The organism is Kitasatospora sp. NPDC007106 (genome assembly GCF_040634455.1).
GTDB classification, from domain to species: domain Bacteria; phylum Actinomycetota; class Actinomycetes; order Streptomycetales; family Streptomycetaceae; genus Kitasatospora; species Kitasatospora arboriphila.
Map to the genome: position 1 here is coordinate 1 of NZ_JBEYFP010000695.1, position 3062 is coordinate 3062.

3 protein-coding genes and 2 pseudogenes are annotated in these 3062 nt (G+C 73.7%); 1 reads left to right on the top strand and 4 read right to left on the bottom strand.

Features of this window, described 5'->3' with window-relative positions:
* Positions 1–568: pseudogene (locus ABZ641_RS30910) on the bottom strand (FUSC family protein); the annotation flags it as partial.
* Between the two features lie 163 nt (positions 569–731).
* Between ABZ641_RS30910 and ABZ641_RS30915 the strand changes: the two are divergent.
* On the top strand, positions 732–1358 hold the full coding sequence (locus ABZ641_RS30915) for a DinB family protein (protein WP_359987122.1): 627 nt from the start codon (positions 732–734) through the stop codon (positions 1356–1358).
* A 232-nt stretch (positions 1359–1590) separates the two neighbouring features.
* Here the strand turns inward: ABZ641_RS30915 and ABZ641_RS30920 are convergent, their stop codons facing one another.
* The 3 genes and pseudogenes from ABZ641_RS30920 to ABZ641_RS30930 form a co-directional block, all read right to left on the bottom strand.
* Positions 1591–2367 carry a 2-phosphosulfolactate phosphatase gene (locus tag ABZ641_RS30920; RefSeq protein ID WP_359987125.1) on the bottom strand — a complete coding sequence of 259 codons (777 nt, stop codon included), beginning with the start codon at positions 2365–2367 and terminating at the stop codon, positions 1591–1593.
* 56 nt (positions 2368–2423) lie between these two features.
* Positions 2424–2762, bottom strand: a complete 339-nt coding sequence (locus ABZ641_RS30925) for a hypothetical protein (protein ID WP_359987128.1) — start codon at positions 2760–2762, stop codon at positions 2424–2426.
* Between the two features lie 40 nt (positions 2763–2802).
* Positions 2803–3062, bottom strand: a pseudogene (locus tag ABZ641_RS30930) (DJ-1/PfpI family protein); the annotation flags it as partial.

Sequence of the window (3062 nt, forward strand, 5' to 3'; positions counted from 1 at the left end):
GGGCGGTGGCGCGGCGTTCGGGGCCGTCGGCGCGGCGCAGGGCGGGTGCCATCGCCACCAGCCAGGCGAAGGCTCCGGCCGCCAGGGTGAGGGCGAGGTGGCCGGGAACCCGGCCGATCTCCTGCGGGGCGAACAGCGCACCGGCCATGACGAAGGTGAAGATCACGTTGCCGGGCGGGCCGATCCCGCTCGCATCGGCCACCGCCTTCTGCACGGCGGCGAGGACGGCTCCGACGGCGATCAGCACCACCGCGGAGTGGGTGAGCGAGGCGGTCGTCAGGGCGACCGCGACGCCCGCGAACATGCCGAGCACCACCCGGGCGAGGGTGGTGGCGCGGCGTGCGTACGGCAGGTCGTGGCCGTAGAGCGCGCACAGCGATCCGGCCATGGTGTAGGCGACCAGGTCGAGGCGGCCCAGCGCGCAGAGCACGAGGTTGGGCAGGGCGGAGGCCGCGGCGACGCTCAGCGCCGGTTTGAACCACCGGTCGGACGGGCGCCCGAGCCGCAGCGCCTCCCGCACCGGAAGGCTGCGGAGGCGGAGACCAGGAGTGACAGTTGCAGAACCCACCCGTTAAGGGTAACAGGTATTACACTCGTAAAATGATTTGCCGCCCCCGGCGCCCCCGGCTCCCCCAAAGCTCCCGGCACGCCCAGCTCCCGGCACGCCCCTGAGGGGGGCCTCGGCCGGAAATTCCGTGGACGTCGCGGACGCCGTTCGCAGACTGGTCGACATGACCGCATTCGATGCCAAGGCCGACCTGCACCTCTACCTGCAGGACGCGCGCGACGCGCTGCTGTGGAAGCTCGACGGACTGTCGGAGTACGACGTCCGGCACCCGCTCACGCCCTCCGGCACCAACCTGCTCGGACTGGTCAAGCACGTGACCGCCGCGGAGGCGGTGTACTTCGGTGAGACCTTCGGGCGCCCCTTCGAGGCCGCGCCGCTGTGGATCGCCGGCCGGGCCGAGCCGAACGCCGACCTGTGGGCCACCGCGCAGGAGTCCCGCGAGGAGATCGTCGGGCTCTACCGCCGGGTGTGGGCGCACTCCGACGAGACCATCCGCTCCCTGCCGCTCGACGCGACCGGCCGGGTCGGCTGGGGCCGCCGCGCCGAAGTGACCCTGCACCGCATCCTCGTCCACGCCATCGCCGAGACCGACCGCCATGCCGGGCACGCCGACATCGTCCGCGAACTCGTCGACGGCGGCCGCGGGCTGCGGGCGCAGGACGGCAACCTCCCGGAGGGCGACGACGCCTGGTGGAAGGGCCACCGGGACCGCGTCGAGCAGGCCGCACGCGAGGCCGCCGGCCTACCCGACCCGGCCTCGGACGGACGTCCCTCGCCGATCGCGCGCTGACGCCCGTTCACCGGCCCCTGCCGGATGCCGTGCCGGCCGCCGGGTCGGCTGCCGGGTCGGCCGCGAAAACCGCCGTCCGATACGGAACGGAGTGATGGACGACCGGCGTGTACAACGCTCTCGACTTCGACGACCTGCTGCGGCTGACGGACGAGCGGTCGACCGCCTTCCGGGGCGCGATCGCGGCCGCGCCCGGCCTCGACGGAGGAACTGCGCGATCCGGGGGTGGGTGTCACGGCAGCATGGGCCGAGCCCCGTCTGTCCGGTGGCCCGCATCCGGATCGTGCGGTTCTCCCCCAGCCTTCGGCCTGGAGGTGCCCTCACGCGCCCCTCGTGGTGCACCCCACGGCCGCAGGACCATGAGCGAGTCCTCCGGGGTCGCCACCATGGCGAAGGGGAAGCGGTCGAGTTCCAGGCAGAGCGCGACGTCGTCGGCATGGGATCCCTCCCGCACCCCCTCCGCCAACTCGGCGGCGGCGCGCGAGGATCCGGCGCGGCGGAGGAACTCGGCTGCATCCGTGTCGTCCCCGGCGGCCCTCCGGGCGATGTACTGGGCGCACGCCAGGTCCTCGTCGGCCTGCCCGTCCTCGCCCGTGACCACGAACGTGACGCTGTCGCACCCGCGTGCCCGCAGCAGCCGGGCCGTCGCCTCCGCCACCACGAAGCCGGCGCACAGCACCAGCGAGGCCTCCTTCACCGCAAGGGCGCCGACCGTCCCCGCGGTGGTCTTCTGCACGACCGTCCGCCCACCGAGGTCGGCGGACCGCAGCCGACCCGGCGAATTCACCAGCTCGAACCCGGGCATCGGCGGACCGTCCTTGAGTGCCACCCAGTCCGGGTGACGCTCCTTCAGCGCCCGGGCCTCGTCCAGCGACTCGGCGAGCACGATCTTCTCGGCCCCCCGGGCGAAGACCCAGCCTGCCACCGTGTAGGCCCGCATGACGTCGACCACGACCGCCACGGACGGGACTTCGGCCAACTCGGCGATGCCGAGGAAACGAACATCCATCCGGCCATGATCGCGCCCGCCCGACCCGACGCGCCAGGAGAATACCGGGCGGCGGTTCAGCCCCGGTCCGCGTCGGTGTCGGCGGACCCGGTCCGCCTGCGACCGGTGACCTTGGAGGCGGGCAGCCGGCCGGCGCGGGAGGTGCCGGCCAGGGCGTCGCCGTCCACCGCGACGTCGAACGTCAGGTTGAGGCGGAACGGACGGGTGACCGACTGCCGCCAGCTGAGCCGGTCGCCGTCCAGGGTGACGGCGTCGAGCGGGACGTCCTCCTCGGCGCCGCGGGCGGTGCCGGCCAGGCGGCCGTCCCGCCGGTGGAGTTCGATCACCGCGGCGATCCGGCCGACGGGCGTGGCGATGGCGAGGTCCCAGGTGCCTTCGACGGGCGTGACGGACATGGTGGTGTGCTCCTCGTTCAGCGGGTTGTGGCGGGTTCGGTCAGAAGGCGGCCGGGGCGGGGCCGTCGCTCCGCCAGACCGTGCCGCGGCGCTCGTGGGCGAACAACTCCTCGACGGCGTGCGCGATCTGCGGTCCGACCTCGCGTTCCAGCAGGTACAGCGCCAGGTCGAGGCCGGAGGTGACCCCGGCGCCGCTGACCAGGTCGCCGTCGTCGACGACCCGGGCACGGACGGCGTGCACACCGGTGGCGTCCAGCAGGTCGAGGCCCAGGTGGTGGGTGGTGGCGCGGCGGCCCTCCA

Bases quoted from the DNA above. Each gene is read 5' to 3' on its own strand.
- ABZ641_RS30915 (WP_359987122.1), top strand. From the start codon at position 732: ATGACCGCATTCGATGCCAAGGCCGACCTGCACCTCTACCTGCAGGAC.
- ABZ641_RS30920 (WP_359987125.1), bottom strand. From the start codon at position 2,367: ATGGATGTTCGTTTCCTCGGCATCGCCGAGTTGGCCGAAGTCCCGTCC.
- ABZ641_RS30925 (WP_359987128.1), bottom strand. From the start codon at position 2,762: ATGTCCGTCACGCCCGTCGAAGGCACCTGGGACCTCGCCATCGCCACG.